This window comes from Neoactinobaculum massilliense (genome assembly GCF_900604955.1).
In the GTDB taxonomy this organism is placed as follows: domain Bacteria; phylum Actinomycetota; class Actinomycetes; order Actinomycetales; family Actinomycetaceae; genus Neoactinobaculum; species Neoactinobaculum massilliense.
The window spans coordinates 143,481-161,531 of the sequence record NZ_UWPE01000002.1 but is presented as its reverse complement, the minus strand read 5'-3'; the positions used below and the strand labels follow the sequence as shown (position 1 = coordinate 161,531).

General features: G+C 63.1%; 15 protein-coding genes and 2 tRNA genes. 12 read left to right on the top strand and 5 right to left on the bottom strand.

Translation table 11 applies throughout. The annotated features are described in order from the left end of the window. Positions 1–48 precede the first annotated feature (48 nt). The 6 genes from dnaN (at position 49) to EIH27_RS07025 (ending at position 8,813) form a co-directional block, all read left to right on the top strand. Positions 49–1,179, top strand: a complete 1,131-nt coding sequence (dnaN, locus tag EIH27_RS07050) for a DNA polymerase III subunit beta (RefSeq protein WP_124040288.1) — start codon at positions 49–51, stop codon at positions 1,177–1,179. A 2-nt stretch (positions 1,180–1,181) separates the two neighbouring features. Next, positions 1,182–2,474, top strand: coding sequence for a DNA replication/repair protein RecF (recF, locus tag EIH27_RS07045; protein WP_124040287.1), 1,293 nt, complete (start codon positions 1,182–1,184; stop codon positions 2,472–2,474). Continuing rightward, positions 2,467–3,069, top strand: coding sequence for a DciA family protein (locus EIH27_RS07040; protein ID WP_124040286.1), 603 nt, complete (start codon positions 2,467–2,469; stop codon positions 3,067–3,069). Before recF ends, EIH27_RS07040 begins: the two co-directional genes overlap by 8 nt. Before the next feature lie 309 nt (positions 3,070–3,378). Beyond that, positions 3,379–5,406 carry a DNA topoisomerase (ATP-hydrolyzing) subunit B gene (gyrB, locus tag EIH27_RS07035; RefSeq protein ID WP_124040426.1) on the top strand — a complete coding sequence of 676 codons (2,028 nt, stop codon included), beginning with the start codon at positions 3,379–3,381 and terminating at the stop codon, positions 5,404–5,406. 158 nt (positions 5,407–5,564) lie between these two features. Then, a complete protein-coding gene (gene gyrA, locus EIH27_RS07030; protein ID WP_124040285.1) occupies positions 5,565–8,183 on the top strand; it encodes a DNA gyrase subunit A in 2,619 nt (872 codons plus the stop codon). 180 nt (positions 8,184–8,363) lie between these two features. Further along, positions 8,364–8,813, top strand: coding sequence for a DUF3566 domain-containing protein (locus EIH27_RS07025; protein ID WP_241153020.1), 450 nt, complete (start codon positions 8,364–8,366; stop codon positions 8,811–8,813). A 109-nt stretch (positions 8,814–8,922) separates the two neighbouring features. On the opposite strand, the gene EIH27_RS07020 is transcribed toward EIH27_RS07025, so the two are convergent. Then, on the bottom strand, positions 8,923–9,831 hold the full coding sequence (locus EIH27_RS07020; protein WP_124040284.1) for a 3-hydroxyacyl-CoA dehydrogenase family protein: 909 nt from the start codon (positions 9,829–9,831) through the stop codon (positions 8,923–8,925). Between the two features lie 241 nt (positions 9,832–10,072). On the opposite strand from EIH27_RS07020, the gene EIH27_RS07015 reads away from it, so the two are divergent. From EIH27_RS07015 to EIH27_RS07005, 3 genes are all read left to right on the top strand, one after another. Further along, a tRNA-Ile gene (locus EIH27_RS07015) sits at positions 10,073–10,146 on the top strand. A 156-nt stretch (positions 10,147–10,302) separates the two neighbouring features. Then, a tRNA-Ala gene (locus EIH27_RS07010) sits at positions 10,303–10,375 on the top strand. A gap of 145 nt (positions 10,376–10,520) precedes the next feature. After that, on the top strand, positions 10,521–11,921 hold the full coding sequence (locus EIH27_RS07005; protein WP_124040424.1) for a class II fumarate hydratase: 1,401 nt from the start codon (positions 10,521–10,523) through the stop codon (positions 11,919–11,921). A gap of 28 nt (positions 11,922–11,949) precedes the next feature. Here the strand turns inward: EIH27_RS07005 and EIH27_RS07000 are convergent, their stop codons facing one another. Further along, entirely contained in the window at positions 11,950–12,354 is a 405-nt protein-coding gene (locus EIH27_RS07000) for an arsenate-mycothiol transferase ArsC (protein ID WP_241153019.1), read from the bottom strand. A gap of 29 nt (positions 12,355–12,383) precedes the next feature. After that, entirely contained in the window at positions 12,384–13,319 is a 936-nt protein-coding gene (locus tag EIH27_RS06995; protein WP_124040283.1) for a VOC family protein, read from the bottom strand. A gap of 84 nt (positions 13,320–13,403) precedes the next feature. Here EIH27_RS06995 and EIH27_RS06990 point away from each other — a divergent pair, with 84 nt between their 5' ends. Then, positions 13,404–13,931: a YbhB/YbcL family Raf kinase inhibitor-like protein gene (locus EIH27_RS06990; RefSeq protein WP_124040282.1), complete on the top strand. Its 528-nt coding sequence runs from the start codon at positions 13,404–13,406 to the stop codon at positions 13,929–13,931. A 32-nt stretch (positions 13,932–13,963) separates the two neighbouring features. On the opposite strand, the gene EIH27_RS06985 is transcribed toward EIH27_RS06990, so the two are convergent. After that, positions 13,964–15,178 (bottom strand): amidohydrolase, encoded by a 1,215-nt coding sequence (locus tag EIH27_RS06985; protein ID WP_124040281.1) that lies wholly within the window; start codon positions 15,176–15,178, stop codon positions 13,964–13,966. A gap of 208 nt (positions 15,179–15,386) precedes the next feature. Here EIH27_RS06985 and EIH27_RS06980 point away from each other — a divergent pair, with 208 nt between their 5' ends. Next, positions 15,387–16,142 carry a hypothetical protein gene (locus EIH27_RS06980; RefSeq protein WP_124040280.1) on the top strand — a complete coding sequence of 252 codons (756 nt, stop codon included), beginning with the start codon at positions 15,387–15,389 and terminating at the stop codon, positions 16,140–16,142. Here EIH27_RS06980 and EIH27_RS06975 read toward each other — a convergent pair. Next, positions 16,139–16,813, bottom strand: a complete 675-nt coding sequence (locus tag EIH27_RS06975; protein WP_124040279.1) for an NADPH-dependent F420 reductase — start codon at positions 16,811–16,813, stop codon at positions 16,139–16,141. The two genes, EIH27_RS06980 and EIH27_RS06975, sit on opposite strands and share 4 nt — an antisense overlap. Positions 16,814–17,096: 283 nt before the next feature. Here EIH27_RS06975 and EIH27_RS06970 point away from each other — a divergent pair, with 283 nt between their 5' ends. Next, entirely contained in the window at positions 17,097–17,693 is a 597-nt protein-coding gene (locus tag EIH27_RS06970; RefSeq protein ID WP_124040278.1) for a VIT1/CCC1 transporter family protein, read from the top strand. Positions 17,694–18,051: the final 358 nt, after the last annotated feature.

Below are 18,051 nucleotides of genomic sequence, written 5' to 3'. Positions count from 1 at the left end.
TCTCGCGTAAAGTGAGGGCAGTTGTCATTACGAGGGAGGCCGAAGGCTGTGAAGCTGCGGATTGAACATGATGTTTTCGCGGATGCGGTGAACTGGACTGCGCACACCATCCCGCCGCGTCCAGCTCTGCCAATCCTGGCGGGCATGAAATTGCAGGCGACCAGTGACGGCGCAGTGACCCTGGGCGCATATGATCCGGAAATGTCATCGACGGCCTCCATCGAGGCAGCCGTCGATGAACCGGGAGAAATCCTGGTGAACGGCCACCTACTTGCCAGTTTTGTCAGCGCGCTCCCCAACAAACCGGTGGACCTCACCACGAACGGTCCGAAGCTGGAACTCACCTGCGGTACATCCCGCATGTCCATGCAGTCCATGGAGTTGGCTGACTATCCGGACCAGCCGGAATTGGGCGGCGTATCCGGCATCGTGGATGGCGCCGAATGGAAGCAGGCTGTTTCTCAGGTGGTGACAGCCGCATCGCGTGACGACACGCTGCCGCTGCTGGTGTCCGTGTGCATGGAGATTGAGGGCGAGCACATTTCACTCATGGCCACGGACCGCTACCGCCTCGCGGTGGTGGACCTGACGTGGAAGCCGGAGCAGCCAGACTTCAAGGCGCGCGTTCTAGTGCACGCCGGACGCCTTGCGGATATTTCTAAGGGACTGGGATCCGTGGGGGATGTGCGCATGACGATCGATTCCGGCGGGCGTACCGGCCTCATTGGTTTTGAGGCGGCCGGGCGTACCAGCGTGGCGCGGCTTATTGACGGGGACTACCCGCAGGTGCGCGGTCTATTCCCCAAGGAAAGCACCGGCTATGCCGTCATGAACCGACACGATGTGCTTGATGCCCTCAAGCGCGCCAGCCTGGTGGTGGAGCGTAACTCCGCCGTGCGGCTATCGCTTGAGGATGAGAGCCTGGTACTGACCGCGGGTCATGACGAGAACGCGCAGACGTCGGAGGCTCTGCAGGCCCACCTCACCGGGGAGCCCATCACCATGGCGTTCAATCCGGACTTTTTGAAAACAGGTTTTGGCGCGCTCACCTCAGACTACGTGCGTCTCTCCTTCACCCACCCCACAAAGCCGGCCATCATCACTGGACAAAGCGAGGAGGAAGGCGAGGATTCGCAGGCGTTCCGGCTCCTCCTTATGCCCATTCGCACCTACGCATAAGGATGTACGTTTCCAACCTGGCGCTCACTGATTTTCGCAATTACCACCGCGAAATTCTCCAGCTTCATCCCGGTATCACCACGTTTATCGGTGAAAACGGGCAGGGCAAAACAAACATCGTGGAGGCCGTGGATTACCTGGCAACGTTGGGTTCGCACCGCGTCTCCAGCGATTCGGCGTTAATTCGCCAGGGAGCTCAGGCGGCGGTGGTGCAGGCTCGCGTGGTTACGGGAGGGTCTGCCACCACCGTGGAGGTGGAGATTTTCGCCGGGCGTGCCAATCGTGCCCGTATCAACCGCGGGCACGCGCGGCCAGCGGAAATTCTGGGGATCGTGCGTACGGTGCTCTTTTCCCCGGAGGATCTGGACCTGGTACGCGGGGATCCCGCGGGGAGGCGCGCCTTCCTGGACGGGATCATGGTGCAGTTGCGTCCCCGTCTGGCCGGTGTCAAATCCGAGTATGACCGCGTGCTGCGCCAGCGGGGCGCCCTCCTTAAGTCCATGCAGAAGGCACGGCGGCGCGGGGCGCGGCTAGATTTTGCGGCACTGGAGGTGTGGGATCAGCAGCTTGCGCACCTGGGGGGTCAGATTGTGTCGGCTCGTTCGCGCATTGTGGCCGGCCTGCGCCCCTTTGTACGGCACTATTACGCGCTGGTGAGTGGCAATAGCGCCCGCGCGCGCATTGACTACGCGGCGAATACCGATCGGGGGGCATTTACGCTACCGGCTCCGGAGGCGATCGCCGGTGATCCCGATTGGGATGACGACGCCGCACATCTCGCTGCCTCGGACTCGGATTCTCAGGCCGGTCCGGTGGCGCTCATTGCCGCACACGAGCGTGAACTTGAAGATGCCGCTGCCTGCGAACAGCGCATTGCCAACCTGCTCACCGAGCGGCGTGAAGACGAGGTGACGCGCGGCGTCAACCTGGTGGGTCCCCACCGCGATGAACTGCGGCTTGCGCTCGGCAGCCTGCCCGCGAAGGGCTACGCCTCCCACGGCGAATCGTGGAGTTTCGCGCTCGCATTGCGGCTGGCCTCCTGGCAGCTACTACGCACGGATGCCTCCGGACAGTGGGCGGGTGGCAGCGAGCCCATTCTCATTCTTGATGATGTGTTCGCCGAGCTGGACGCGCGCCGGCGCCAGCGCCTTGCCCACCTGGTGCGCGAGGCCGACCAGGTGCTGGTCACCCAGGCTGTTGGCGATGATCTGCCCGCCGAACTCAGCGGAGATCGCTTCCTGGTGCGCTCCGGCACGGTGACGCCGCTGGGTAATGAGGACGCGCGCAATGAGTAAAATCGAGCAGGCGCGCCTTGAGGCAGCGCGCAAGAACGGTGACATTCTGCCGCTTCGTCTTCTCGACATGCAGCGTGAAGCGGCGTTCCGGCGTGGCGATATTCGCACGCGGCGCCCCTCGGCCGGCGAAGCCGTACGGCGCTTGGAGCAGGAACGCGCGGATGCGGAACCTCTGGGCGACGACGTCGTATCCCCCGGTCCGGGGTGGGGTGACGTTGGTTCCGGGCCGCGCCCTTCCAGCCGGGATCCTCATCCGCTGCGGATGCTGCTGGAGCGGGTGGTGCGTGACCGTGGGTGGGGGCAGAACCTAGACATGGCGAGCGTGAGTGCGCGCTGGCCGGAGATTGTGGGGCCGAACGTGGCCAGAAACTGCAGGGTGGAATCCTTTGCGGACCACGTGCTCACCCTGCGTACCTCCTCTACCTCGTGGAAGGTGCAGATCGAGGCGCTGCTGGCCACCCTGGAGGGGCGACTGCGCGAAGAAGTGGGCGAGGATACGGTGCAGCAGATTGTGGTGAAGGGACCCGATCAACGCTCGTGGAAGCACGGGCTGTTTTCTGTGCCCAGCCGCGGTCCGCGAGATACCTACGGGTAACGCGGCGATAATTCTCATATCATGAGGGCCCGGGAAATGGCGGTATCTAGCTGAAAATGTAGCCATTTTGCGCTAGAATGAATGATGGTTAGTTTGTGGTAGGTACCTACCACTGAAGTCCATCGCGGCTCTAGCGGGCAACTAGCGAAGCATTCGGGCGGGCCGTGGAATGAGGAGTACTTGAGCGTGTCGGATTCTGAGAATATCAATGCGGCCAAAAATACGCCGGAGGCCTCCGGGCAGCCGGACGCAGTATCCAGTGCGGATGCCACGGTGACGGGAGGCCCCGCGGCCGATGAGCACGTGGTTATGGCCGATCACCCGGGCGAGCGCCAGGTAGGCCGGGTGGCGAAGGATCAGGAGTACGACGCCTCAAATATCACCGTGCTGGAGGGCTTGGAAGCCGTCCGTAAACGCCCGGGCATGTACATCGGCTCCACCGGTGAACGCGGCCTCCACCACCTGGTCTACGAGGTAGTGGACAACTCGGTTGATGAGGCGCTGGCCGGTTTCGCCACGCACATTGAAGTGACGCTACGCCGGGATGGTGGTGTGACGGTCACCGATAACGGCCGTGGCATCCCCGTGGATGAGCATCCCACCGAGCATCGCCCGGCCGTCGAGGTAGTGATGACGGTGCTGCATGCCGGCGGAAAGTTCGGGCAGGGCGGCTACGCGGTATCGGGTGGCCTCCACGGCGTCGGCGTGTCCGTGGTGAACGCACTGTCCACCCGCATGGAAACGGAAGTACGGCGCGACGGCTACGTGTGGCGCATTGCTTTCGAAAATGGCGTGCCCGTGGGGCCGCTCGAACGTGGCGAGGCCACCACGGAAACCGGCACCACGCAAACGTTCTGGGCTAACCCGAATATCTTCGAAACCACCCACTACGATTTTGAAACACTGCGCAAGCGCTTCCACCAGATGGCCTTCCTCAACAAGAACCTCCGGATTACCCTCCGTGACGAACGCGAGGGTGCCACCCCGGAAGGCGACGAGGTGACCGGTGACGGCGTCGTCGAAAACGGGCCGGAAATCAGCTACGTGTATTCCGGCGGTCTGCTGGACTACGTCAAGTTCCTCAACACCACCAAGCGCTCGGACACGGTCAACGATGACGTCATCTACTTCGAGGCGGAGGATGCCGAAAAGCAGATCGAGGTGGAGGTGGCGATGCAGTGGACGGAGTCCTATACGGAATCCATCTACACCTTCGCCAACACCATCAACACCACGGAGGGCGGTACCCATGAGGAGGGCTTCCGCTCTGCCCTCACGTCCGTGGTCAACAAGTACGCACGTGATCACAATCTGATTCGCGATAAGGATCCGAACCTGAGCGGTGAGGATATTCGCGAGGGGCTCACCGCCGTCATCTCCGTGAAGCTGGGCAACCCGCAGTTCGAGGGCCAGACCAAGACGAAGCTGGGTAACACGGAGGCGCGCACCTTCGTGCAGCAGCAGATGTACGCCTACCTGACGGACTGGATGGACGCGCACCCGAATGACGCGAAGGCAATCATTCGCAAAGCCGACCAGGCATTCGCCGCCCGCAACGCCGCCCGCAAGGCGCGTGAGGCCACCCGCCGCAAGACGGTACTGGAATCCGCGTCCATGCCGGGAAAGCTGAAGGACTGCACCTCCAATAATCCGGAGGAATGCGAAGTATTCATCGTGGAGGGTGATTCCGCCGGCGGCTCCGCGGTGAACGGACGCGATCCCATGCACCAGGCGATCATGCCGATTCGCGGCAAGATCCTCAACGTGGAGAAGGCGCGGCTGGACCGGGCGCTCTCCTCGGACACCATTCAGGGCCTGATCACCGCGTTTGGCACCGGCATTGGCGACGAATTCGATATGGCCAAGCTGCGCTACTACAAGATCATCTTCATGGCGGATGCGGACGTGGACGGCGCCCACATTTCCACGCTGCTGCTCACGCTGGTCTACCGCTACATGCGTCCGCTCATTGAGGCCGGCCACGTATACCTGGCCATGCCGCCGCTCTACCGCATCAAGTGGACGAACGCGCCGCACTCCTACGTGTTCTCGGACCGTGAGCGTGATGAGGTGCTAGCGGAGGGCAAAGAAAAGGGATGGCGCCTGCCGAAGGAGGAAACGCAGCGCATCCAGCGCTACAAGGGCCTGGGTGAGATGAACCCGGAGGAGCTGTGGGACACCACGATGAATCCGGATAATCGCACGCTCAAGCAGGTGTCTATCGGCGAAGCTGCGGCCACGGATGAAACGTTCTCCGTGCTCATGGGTGAGGACGTCGATGCTCGGCGTGGTTTCATCCAGCGCAACGCACATGACGTACGGTTCTTGGACATTTAAGGACGCGAGGGACGACGCCGAAGCGGCGAGCCCTGCTGGCGGGCCGAACTCCGGGTGGCACTCCCGGGCTTCGAATAGCCGGATGCTTCGGTGAGCTGGAACGAGACGAGGAACGGGGCCGGCGGCCCCAACCGTGGGACGCGAGGGATTGAGGAAGAATGGCAGAACAGGACGCCGAGGTTTATAACGGCGGCGAAATTACGGAGGTAGATCTCCAGCGCGAGATGGAGACGTCCTACCTGGACTACGCAATGTCGGTGATTGTGGGGCGTGCCCTCCCCGACGTGCGTGATGGCTTGAAGCCGGTGCACCGCCGCGTCATCTACGCAATGTATGACGGCGGGTACCGCCCGGATAACTCCTTCTCCAAATCCGCCAAGATCGTGGGCGACGTGATGGGGCACTATCACCCACACGGCGACGCCGCCATCTATGACACAATGGCGCGCCTGGCGCAGCCGTGGAACATGCGGTATCCGCTGGTGGCCGGGCAGGGCAACTTCGGCACCCCCGGAGATCTCGGGCCGGCGGCACCCCGATACACGGAGGCCCGCATGGCCCCGCTCGCCATGGAAATGGTGCGGGACATTAAAGAGGACACGGTGGACTTCGAGCCGAACTATGACGGCTCCCTCCAGGAGCCCACGGTGCTCCCCGCGCGTTTCCCCAATCTCCTGGTCAACGGTTCCGAGGGCATCGCGGTGGGTATGGCCACGCGTATTCCCACGCACAACCTGCGTGAGGTCAATGACGGCGTGCAGTGGTACCTCAAGCATCCCGATGCGTCCCGTGAAGAACTACTGGGCGAACTCATGCTTCGCATTAAGGGGCCGGATTTCCCCTCCGGTGCCACCATCCTGGGTACCAAGGGCATTGAGGACATGTACCGGACCGGGCATGGATCCATTGTGCAGCGCGCCAACGTGGAAGTGGATGAGATTAATGGGCGCACCTGCCTGGTGATTGGGGATCTCCCCTACCAGGTCAACCCGGACCGGCTCCTCGACCGCATGGTGGAGGGCGTCAAGGACGGCCGCCTCTCCGGTATCGCGGATATTCGTGACGAAACCTCGGGGCGGGCCGGGCAGCGCATCGTCGTCGTCCTCAAAAAGGACGCTGTGCCCAAGGTGGTCCTCAACAACCTCTACAAGCACACGCAACTTCAGAACAACTTCCCGGCCAACATGCTGGCGCTGGTGGACGGCGTACCGCGCACGCTCTCGCTGGACGGCTTTGTGCGGCACTGGGTGGATCACCAGATGAACGTGATTCGGCGGCGCACCAACTACCGGCTGGCCGAAGCACTCCGGCGCATGCACATTCTCGAGGGCTATCTCAAGGCGCTGGACGCGATGGAGGAGGTCATTGCTCTCATCCGCGCCTCCGCGACGGTGGATGTGGCGCGCACCGGCCTCATGGCGCTGCTGGATATTGACGAGGACCAGGCCAATGCCATTCTGGAGATGCAGCTGCGCCGCCTGGCAGCCCTGGAACGGCAGAAAATCACCGATGAGTACAACGAAAAGAAGGCGCTCACCGATGATTATCGGGCCATTCTGGGCTCGGAGGACCGCCAGCGCGGCATCATCGCCGACGAACTCCAGGAGATCACCGATAAGTACGGGGATGAGCGCCGGACGCAGATCCTCCCCTATGACGGTGAGATGAGCGTGGAGGATCTTATCCCGGAGGAAAACGTGGTTATCACCATCACCACGTCCGGGTTCATCAAGCGCACGAAGGTATCCGAATATCGTTCGCAGCACCGCGGCGGAAAGGGCATCAAGGGTGCCTCGCTGCGCGCGGATGATGCGATCGACCAGCTGGTGATCGCCTCCACCCATGATTGGCAGCTGGTATTCACCAATCAGGGGCGCGTCTATCGTTCCAAGGGCTACGAGATCCCCGAGGGTTCGCGCGAGTCCAAGGGTCAGCACGTGGCGAACTTTATGGTCTTCCAACCGGGTGAGCGCCCCACCGGCCACATCTCCATCTCCTCCTACAACGACGCCGATTACCTGGTACTTGCCACAAAGAGCGGTCTGGTAAAGAAGACGCGGCTGGCCGACTTTGACTCGCCGCGCTCGGGAGGCCTCATTGCCATCAAGCTGCGCGAACTTCCGGATGGCACCACGGATGAAGTGGTGTCCGCCCGGCTGGTCAACGCTGAGGACGATCTCCTGTTGGTAAGCCGGGACGGCATGTCACTCCGCTTCACCGCCGACGACGACGCGTTGCGTCCCACCGGGCGCGCCACCTCCGGGGTGACGGGCATGAAGTTCCGTGGGGATGATTGCCTGCTGTCCATGGACGTGGTGAAGCCCGGGACAGACGTGTTTGTGGTGACCGAGCATGGTTTCGCCAAGCGCACGCCGGAGGCGGAGTATCGCCGGCAGGGCCGCGGCGGACTGGGCATCAAGGTTGCCAAGTTGACCGAGGAGCGCGGCAAGCTGGTGAGTGCGCTGGTCACCGAGGGCGATCAGGAAATCATGGTGGTGATGAATTCCGGCAAGGTGATGCGCACCAACGTGGCCGAAGTGAACACCACCGGGCGTAATACGCAGGGTGTCACCTTTGTACGCCCGGCCGACGGCGATTACATCGTGGACGTGGCCGTTAATACGGAGGCGGCCATCGAGGCCGAGGCGGATGCGGAGGCCGGTGCAGAAGCCGAGGTTGACGCAGCGGGCACCGCGGAAGCCAGCGTGGAGAATGCCGAGGCGGGCACCGCTGAAGCCGACAGTGCCGCGGATGCGGAGGCAAACAGCGCGGAGTAGCCGGGTGCCGGGCGCTCGGGATGGGCGCCCGACTGAGGCTTTCCGTTGCCGCGAGAAGCGAAGCGGGCGGGGCGGACGGCGTCGTCGCCACTGAAGAATGGCTGTGTGATCACGTGTGGCGGGCGGCCGGAGAGCGTTCTGCGCGATAGGCTTAAACGGTCTGACCGGAAAGGACACACAATGAGCGAAGACGTTGCGCCCATGCGGGCCACCAGTGGGCCGCGCCGCCCCGAAACGCGCGTGCCGCAGCCGCCTCAGAAGCGGGCCGTGGGCATTCGGCGCGTTCGGATGACTATCTCCAAGATTGATCCGCTCTCCGCGCTTAAGCTTGGGTTCCTACTGTCCGTGGCGTTCGGGCTCATGTTTATCATCGCCACCATCCTGGTGTGGCTGGTGCTGGATGGGATGCACGTGTTCTCGTCCATTAATGATCTGCTAGAGACACTCAATAACGCGCAACTACTTCAGGCGGGTCAGTATCTGCAGTTCGGCCGCTGGGTGAGTTTCTCTGTGATCGTGGCCATTGTTGACGTGGTCCTACTCACCGCACTCACCGCGCTTGGTGCCCTCATCTACAACCTGTTTGCCTCCCTGGTGGGTGGCGTGCACATTACCGTCACAGACGAGTAGTACGATGCCGGCCTTGGCGATCCTGCTGGGCCGGCATCAAGTAAATATTCCGGTGAGCCGGTACAAATTGGGGGCGCGTCTGCACGCACCCCCAATCAGTATGTGGTTACTACTTCAGTTTCTTGGCTGCCTCGGCGCGTGCCGTGAGCGTGGCCTCCTGGACGGCGTCACGGAACTCAGCGATTTCTGGCTTCGGCGGGAGGCCGTAGGCGTCGTTGACAGAATCAAGCAGCGGCTTCATTGCCTCGGCGCTGAAATCATAGGGAAGCGGCGTGGCCATCTCATCAAGGTTGCGCAGCACATGCTCCACCAGGTGGGCGAGGCCCTGCGGCCCACCGCCCAGATGGAATGCCTTGAACGGACCCACGGCGGCCCAGCGCGTACCAATGGATGTTTCTACCAGGGTGTCGAGATCCTCGGCGGTGATCACGCCGGCCTGCACCAGGGATACTGCCTCGCGAATGATCGCAATCTGGAGCCGGTTACCCACAAAGCCCGGGATTTCCTTATTAATACGGATGGGGCTCTTCCCAACGGCGCGGTAGAACTCTAGTGCCGCGTTCGTGGCCTCCTCGGAGGTGCGCTCCCCCGGCACCACCTCAACCAGCGGCATGACGTGCGGCGGATTAAACGGATGGCCGACCAGTACGCGAGCCGCTCCGGCGTCGTCCAGATTCTTCGCAATCAGAGTGGCTGGAATAGCAGACGACGACGTGGCGATGATGGCCGTGGACGGGGCCGCGCCGAGCATGGCGGCGAACGTCTCGCGCTTCCAATCCACGTTCTCCGGACCCGCCTCCTGCACCCAGTCCGCGTCCTTGGCGGCGGCCTCTGCGGTGGGAGCGATAGTGATCGTGCCCGCGGGCACGCCCGCCGCCTTCTCCGTGGCCGCGACAACATCCGCCAGATCAGGGCGAGGATCAAATACGGTCACATGCAGACCATGCGTCAGGAACAGTCGAGCCCAGGACTGCCCGATTACACCAAAACCAACACTTGCAACATTGGATACTGTCATGTGACACATGCTACTCCTGTGTGGCGGAGGGCATGCGCGCGGGATGTGGCATGCGGTGGGGCGTGTGGCGGGTCCGGTGCGCGTGCGGCGTGCCAGCCTGACGTGCGAGCAGGGTCCGGTGCGGGCAGGGGTTGGTGCGCGAGTGGGGCGGGGTCCGGCGCGGACGGCGGAAATGTGAGTCGAGTCGCGCTTTAGTGGAGTGGCAAAGCAGCAGCCATTGGGATAAAGTATCTGAGTCCGCGGGCCTATAGCTCAGTTGGTTAGAGCGCTGTCCTGATAAGACAGAGGTCGATGGTTCGAGTCCATCTAGGCCCACTCTTCGTGGGGTGATCGAGTATGGGTGGAGGCAAGAGCATGAAGAAGTTGATGCTCCTTGGCGCCGCCGGTATTGCGATTTACCTGGTGATTTTCTCCGTCCAGCTGCATACGCAGGATCTGGCGGCGTGGCATCAGGTCCCGGATCCCGCGTAGGGGGCTATAGCGCAGCTGGTAGCGCACCTGCTTTGCAAGCAGGGGGTCGCGGGTTCGAATCCCGCTAGCTCCACAGTGTTTCGCTGCTTGAACGGCCGGCGTGATATCTCTGCATCTGGTTTCGTCGGACCAACCTCAAAGTTTCGTGAGCTACTCCTACTGGAACGACGTCGTCGTACAACGGAACGCGCCCGGGGTAGCGTGGGTGCGTGGCACATATGGCTGAAGAATTTCGCATTGAGCATGACACGATGGGGGACGTGCGCGTGCCCGCGGCCGCACTATGGGGAGCCCAGACGCAGCGCGCGATAGAAAACTTCCCCATTTCGGGGAAACGGTTGGCACCCAGCCATATCGTAGCGCTCGCCCAGATCAAGCGGGCCGCGGCGATCGCAAATCGAGAATTAGGCGTGCTGAGCGAGGCGCAGTCGGCGGCGATTGTGGCGGCGGCCGAGGAAGTGATCGCCGGCCGGCATGACGCCGAATTCCCGGTGGACGTGTTCCAGACGGGATCGGGAACGTCGTCGAACATGAACATGAATGAGGTCATTGCGCGGATTGCGGCGCGCGCTTCCGGCCTCCCCATCCATCCGAATGATCATGTGAACGCCTCACAGTCCTCCAATGATGTGTTCCCCAGTTCCATCCATATCGCCGCTTACCAGGCCGTGCAGGATGTGCTCATGCCCGGACTGAAGCGGCTGGCGGACGCGTTGGAGGCAAAAGCGACCGAGCTACGCGGCGTGGTGACGGCCGGGCGCACCCATCTCATGGATGCCACGCCCATCACGCTCGGCCAGGAATTCTCCGGGCACGCGGCGCAAATGCGTCATGGGATTGAGCGGGTCGAGGTCGCGCTACCGCGCCTGGCCGAGCTGCCGCTGGGCGGGACAGCCGTGGGTACCGGGCTCAATGCGCCGGCCGGCTTTGCTGCGCGCACCATCGAACTCATTGCCGCGGCCACCGGGTTGCCGCTGCGGGAGGCAAGGAACCATTTTGAGGCCCAGGGTGCGCAGGATGCGCTGGTGGAGCTCTCGGGCGCGCTGCGCACGGTGGCCGTTTCTCTGGTGAAAATTGCCAATGACCTGCGCTGGATGGGCTCCGGCCCCCGCGCCGGCCTTCACGAAATAAATCTGCCGGACCTTCAGCCGGGCTCCTCCATTATGCCCGGGAAAGTTAATCCCGTGCTCCCAGAGGCGGCGGTGCAGGTGGCCGCACAGGTGATTGGTAACGACACCACCATCGCCTTCGCCGGCGCTCAGGGCAATTTCGATCTCCTGGTGATGCTGCCCGTCATGGCCGCGAACCTGCTGGAGTCCATCACCATTCTGGGACGGGTATGCGCGCTGCTGGCCGAACGCTGCGTGGCTGGGATAACCGCGAACACGGAGGTGTGCCAGCGTTACGCGGCCTCCTCCAGCGCTATCGTCACCCCGCTCAGCAAAGTGATTGGGTACGACGCCGCCGCGCGCGTCGCCAAGTACGCCCTGACCCGGGGCGTCACGGTCCGGGAAGCCGCGGTGGCGCTGGGATTGACGGGAACGGGTGGGTCCGGGGCCGTGCTCAGCGAGGCCGAGCTGGACCGGGTGCTGGACGTGCACCGCATGGTGGGCGAGTAGCGGCCCGGTTGGGCGCGAGAGGCCGGACTTATATCCGAGTGAGCAGATCGCGGACGCGCTCCTCAATGATTGCGGCAATCTCGCGTACTCGCGCCACGGGCTGACCGGCCGGATCGGGCACATCCCAGTCTTCATAGTGTTTGCCGGGATAGATCGGGCAGGTTTCTCCGCAGCCCATGGTGATGACCCAATCCGAAGCCTCCACGTCCTCCGGCGCCAGCAGGCGGGGTTCATGATCGGGCGTCAGGCCGCGTTCGGTGAGAACCTGCAGCACAGCCGGATGGAGCGACGCCGCGGGTTCGGTGCCCGCGGAGCGCACGGTGATGCCGGGGGTGGCCAGTGACCGCGCGATGGCCGCTGCCAACTGAGAGCGGCCGGCGTTCTGGCGGCAGGCAAACATGATGGAAATGGGCGGGGTGACGGAAGTACTCACGCTGCGCACCCTACCCCGGACCGACCCGCCTAGAAGTCCGCGATCACCAGCTTCTTCATCTGCATCATGTGCTCGTAGGCGCCCGGCCGAGCCATGAGCTCCCCCATGTTGTCCGGAACAATCTGCCAGGTGAGGCCGTACTTATCCTGGCACCAGCCGCACTGTTCGGCTTCGGGTACGGCGGAGAGCCCGTCCCATAGCGCGTCGATTTCTTCCTGCCCGTGTGCCTGTACTAGGAGTGACACGCCGCCGGAGAATCCGAAATCATGCGCATCTCCGCCGTCAAGTGCGGCCAACCACTGGGAGCCCAGCACGAAATCCGTGTAGGCCAGTGCGCCCTTCACGCCGGGATTCTTCTGTACTACCCCGCGGTACGTGGCAAGCCGGTGCGCCAGTGCCTTCTTAAACACCTTGATGTAGTACTTGACGGCCTTGTCCGCCCGTGGCTGTGCGCCCGTAAACATAAGCTGGGGCACCAGGAACGGCCGTGCCTCGCCGTCGGGATCAAGAAAATTCAGTTGCCAGTTCACGCCGAATCGATCCTCCACCCAGCCGTAGAGCCGCGCGAACGGGTAGGAGCCGAGTTCCATGCGAACCGTTCCGCCTTCGGTGAGCTTGGCCCAGGACTTGCGAATCTCCTGCTCCACGCGCTCGGGGGTGCCCCATTCAAGCACGTCGAAATTGAGCATGAAGGAGATGGCAGGCGTGAGGCTCAGCGAATTGTCGCCGTTAATGAGCATGAGCGCGCAATCATCCACGCTGAGGTCCACCGTCATGGTGGTGCCGGCAAACTGGCGCTGGAACTCCGGCAGCCCCTCCTCCGGGTAGCGCACCTTCCCCGTAACTTCCGTGTAGGGAAGCGCCTCGGTGTAGAACTGGGCGGCCTCGTCCGCGGTGCCGTTGAGCCATACGTTCGGGATAATCATCTGTTCCGGCGCCTGGTACGCGCCCTCTTCCGTACTCATGACGCCAGGCTAGTAGATGAACGACGCCGCCCGCCCCGATACATTCGGGTGGTGCGCGGCGACGCACCGTGGTTGGCTGGAGTCATGAATCTTGAACGTGAGTACGGCCCGAATCCCTATGAAATTCTGCCGCAGTTGCCGCACCTGGAGGTATGGTCCGACGACGTTGCGGACGGTCAGCCCCTCGGCGCTGCCCAGACCGCACAGGGCGGAAGTATTTCCCCACATTTGGCATGGGAAGCCGGCCCGGAGGGCACCCGCTCCTACGCTGTATCCATGTTTGATCCGGATGCGCCCACGGCCTCCGGGTTCTGGCACTGGATGCTCGTGGACATTCCGGCGGACGTGACAGAACTGCCGGCGGGCGCAGGCTCGGCGGGCGGCACGCTCCCCGAGGGCGCATTCATGCTCCGCAATGATGGCGGCACGGTGGCGTTCACCGGCGCCAATCCGCCGGCCGGGGACCACCAGCACCGCTATTACATTGCCGTACACGCCGTGGGTGCACGGTCACTCGGCGTGGCACGCGACGCCTCGCTGGCCTCGGTGGGCTTCAACCTCACCTTCCACTCCCTGGCTCGCGGCTGGATCATGGGCACGGCCGAGAGCTAGCCGGGCGTTACCCCGGCTAGCTCTCACGCACCTTACTTCTGCAGCCAGTTGGAAGCAGCCACAATGATGTTCTGCAGCCCGGTGTCCAGTGTGGGCTGGAGGTCCGGTGCGAAGAACGGCGAGTGGTTGCCATAGGCCGTGCTGAGATCCTCGAAGCCACCCCACATCCAGTACACGTACGGCACCCCGAACGCGTTCGGAATAATGGAGAAGTCCTCGGAGGCGGACTGCGGCTTATCGAGATCGATGAACTTGTCCCCGTAGAATTCGCGGAAGGATGCAGCGACCTTGGCGGTGGCATCGGCGTCATTCACCGTGAGGGGGTAGTTCGCGTAGTAGCGGAACGTAGGCTCCGAGGGCGAACCCGCACCCTGGCAGGCGGCCCGCGTAATGCGCTCAATCTCTGTACGCAGCAGCTTGGATTCGGCCTCCGAGTAGGAGCGCGTGTTAATGAGCAGGGTGGCGTGATCGGAAATGGTGTTAGCCACCGAGCCCGCATGAATAGCACCCACCGTGAGCAGTGCCGGCTCCGAAATAGCCGTGCGGCGGGAGACGATGGTCTGCAGCTGCATCACCACGTTGGAGGCGAGCACCACTGGATCGATACCCTTTTCCGGCATGGACCCGTGCGTACCGGCGCCGGGTAGCGTGACCTCTACGGAGAAGGAACTGGAGAGCGTGGGACCAGCCTTGAGCTCCACGGCGCCCGCCGGAATGGACATGACGTGCTGCACCAGCACTACGTCCGGCTTCTCCACCTTGTCCACCAGGCCGTCATCCACCATGGACTGCGCGCCGAGCGCCAGCTCCTCTCCCGGCTGGAACAGCGCGATGAACGTGCCTGACCAGGCATCCTTGTGCGCCACCAGTGCCGCCGCCGTGGATAGCAGCGAGGTGATGTGGAAATCGTGGCCGCAGGCGTGCATGGTATGCACGGTTTCGCCCGTTTCCTTGTTCACTACGGTGCGCTCAGGGACACCGTAGTCCTTGCCCGACTGGTCCTGAACCGGCAGGCCATCAAAATCAGCGCGCGCCATGACCGTGGCACCCTCACCGTTGTGGAACGTGCCTACTACGCCGCCGCCGATCTCCTGCACGTCGAAGCCGATCTTCTCCAGCTCCTCGTGGATACGAGCGCGTGTCTCATCCTCCTGCATGGAGATTTCAGCATGCTGGTGGAACCACTTGTAGAGCTCCTCACGGGCGCTCCGGGTGGCGTCCAGGTCCGCCAGAATCGCGTTTGTCATCTTCTCCCCTTTCTGCCGGCACGGCCCATTCAGGCTGCCTTGTAGGTTCAGGGTAATGCTTGGCTCCCACACATTTTGTGGCTTGGGAGTAAGCGGCGGTTCGGGCACAACGACGTCGAGGCGCAGCCGGCCGGCGTGTCCGGGGCAGGGCGGTGCGCCGTGAGAAAAAGATGACGCTCAGGGGGACTGGTTTTGGAATATTAGGTGCATGAGTTATTCGGGGCAGTTTTACGGTGGCGGACCACAGGGCGTGGATCCCGGTGCAGATGATCGCTGCGCAGACGTGAGTGATGCGGACATTATTGCTGCTAGCGGCCCCGGTACGTTTCAGAATGATGCTGGGAATAACGGCGGGCGGAATCCAGCCGACGCTACGCATTCGGAGGATGCGCCATTCCACGTACGTATGGAAAAGCCCGCATCTACCGAGGGTTTCTATCCCGCGAACCGGGAACCCACCGGATACCGTTCAGAGGATTTTCGTTCCCGCGCAGGATTTTCCAGAACTTTCTCCTCCGCTGCCACGAAAGAAACCGGGTGGGGCGGTGTCGTCGCGTCGCGGGTACGGCACTGGGCGTGGGTTCTGCTCATGGCGAATCCCTTCCTCGTCATGGTGGTGAGGCTCGCCGCTACACCCGTGACAGCCGGCACCGCGTGGCTGCGACTATTTATTACCGTGCCCGTGCTGTGGATTTTCCTGCTGGCCGCCACGATCACCACGCAGTTAGGAACGCTGGGGAAGCGGCGGACGTCCGTATGGATGCCGGTGAGCTATACGCTCGCCACCCTCGGCTTCCTCGTTTACGCCGGCTTTGCACCCTTCTTTGCTGACTTCCCCGGCGCCCTGCCGGCTACCTACGGGTGGATTTCGTCGCTGGCCGTGCTCACCATGATTGGTGGATATCTCTGGTGGTGGGCCGAGCTGTGCCGCGCCGTTGGCCAGGTGCCGGACGCGCTGCGCTAGCCTCGCGCGGTACTAGCGTCCACCAGCGCCTGGAGGTCCGCGCGCTCGAAACGATTACCGAATACCGGCCCGTCGGGCTCCAGAATGTGTCCCTGCGGGAGCGTCATCTCTACCGGATCGAAACCGGCGTCGTCCACAATCCTCGCAACCGCGTGCCGCGCTGCCTCGTTATCTCCCGCCACACCGAGGGCTCGCCGGCCGGGCACGTGCGCGGGCCGGGCGTCCGCCGTTAGCTCCGTGTAGGCGGTGTGATTGAACGTCTTCACCACGCGCAGATCCGGATTTGCCTGCGCGAAAGCGCGGGTATTAACGCCCGCGGGCGAATCACCATCGGTGGGCTCCCACGCGTTTGTTGCGTCAATAATCACGCCGTCATAGCCGCTCAGGTCCAGGTTCATGGCGGCCGGCCCGGGCACGGCCAGAATCAGGTAGTCCGCGCGAAGAATCTCCTCTCGGCTTGCCATCTGAGCCGTGGGGAGCATAACGGAGAGCGCCAGATTTCGCTCCGCCGAATCTGAGCGAGACCAGGCGAGGAGCGGATAACCGGCGGCTTCGAGGAGCCGGCCCACCGCTGTTCCTAGTTTTCCGACGCCGATCAGTCCCACCGTCGGTTTTGAGTTTCGGGACGACGCTGACGTTTCCGCGGTCCCGGCAGTCACGCTGAGTGTCATGTGCGTCTTAACGGTGGGGCGGATGGCGATATTCCAGGGCCGTGGCTATCGCCTGTTCGCGGTCGCAGTCACCGTATGCGTTCAGGTGGCCGGCTGCTGTGTCCCCAAAGTAGGGGTGCCTTGAGGCGGCGATCCAGGCTGCTAGTGAGGCGTTGCTGTGCTCCCAAAGTAAGGGTGACCTTCCTAGTGCGGGGTCAGACGAGCGGCAATACTCGGTGGGGCGGGCGGCATGCGCCGCACGCGGTGAAATCCCGCGACCGAGGGCGCGGCAAGGAGAGTATGCATGGCAGAGTCCTATGAGGTGCTTGATGAAACGGCGGATACAGCCGAAGTAGACGAGGGCAAGGTATCGGCCAGCGAGAAGATGAACCGGCTTCGTGCGGGTGTACTCGGCGCCAATGATGGCATCGTGAGTGTGGCGGCCGTGGTGATTGGCATGGTGGGCGGCAGTGCATCTCCCCGGGCGACGGCTATGGCCGGCCTAGCGGCGCTGGTGGGTGGTGCGGTGTCGATGGCGCTGGGTGAATTCGTATCCGTATCTTCCCAGCGGGACGCGGAAATGGAAGCAATTCGGCGTAACGAACTGGACGCTTCGCCCCGGGACCTTGTCTCACCGGTGGGTGCGGCCATCTCCTCCTTCTTCTCCTTCCTGACGGGCGGCATTATCCCGATGCTGGCCGTGACGTTGCCGCCCATCGGGTGGCGGTTGGTGATCTCCTTTGGTGCCACTATCTTTGCGCTGGCGGCCACAGGATTTATTTCCGCGCACATTGGCGATTCAAAGGCGGGCCGTGCCACTATCCGCATGGTGGTGGGCGGCACGCTGGGCCTAGCACTCACGTTCCTGGTGGGCATGCTGTTTGGTCAGGTGGTGGCCTAGCTTCCGGGCGTCCCGGGGAAACCGCCACATACTGGCAACTGCTCACTACCCTGCGCTGGTCTCCGCACGTTGGTCGGGAGCAACACGCGTCGGTGTCTCGGTCCCCGCATGTCGGCGCTAGCCTCCACATACCGCCCGGGAATAACTCTTACGAATCCCGAATTGAAACTAGTGGAAAATTCAAATACTGACGGCTAGCCGTATCAGGTTTGCTCAATAGCCGCGTACCCGTGGTGCCTGGAAGGTTTCGCGACCAGACGGCGTCGTACGTGGTGCGTGGCCGCGAGGCAGCCCAGAGGGTGGCCCCGTAGCGCGTGACCGCGGGCAATACCGGACCGGACGCCGTCGTAGAGAAGGG